The following is a 302-nucleotide window of genomic DNA, read 5'->3' as shown; positions in this document are numbered from 1 at the left end:
GCCGTGCGCGATAGCATCATGCAAATGTGCTAAAGTAGGTTCGTACGTTCGACCCGAGGTATGGATTGACCCCAAAGCCTAGATTGATCGCAAGCAACGGCACCCTGAAGCGACGGCTGACTGCGATCGTGGTCGCGGACGTGGTCGGCTATTCGCAACAAATGGCGGAAGACGAGGAAGGCACGTTTACCCGCGTCCGAGCGCTGATGCACGACGAGCTCCCAGGCTACGTTCATCGGCATGACGGCCGCGTCGTAAAGAACACTGGCGACGGTATCGTGGCGGAGTTCCTCAGCGCGGTC

General features: G+C 59.3%; 1 pseudogene. It reads left to right on the top strand.

The window, feature by feature from the left end:
* Nucleotides 1-83: 83 nt before the first annotated feature.
* A pseudogene (locus EN852_RS38825) lies at nucleotides 84-302 on the top strand (adenylate/guanylate cyclase domain-containing protein); the annotation flags it as partial.

The organism is Mesorhizobium sp. M2E.F.Ca.ET.209.01.1.1, from assembly GCF_004010375.2.
Lineage (GTDB): Bacteria > Pseudomonadota > Alphaproteobacteria > Rhizobiales > Rhizobiaceae > Mesorhizobium.
This window is presented reverse-complemented; position numbering and strand designations above follow the sequence as displayed.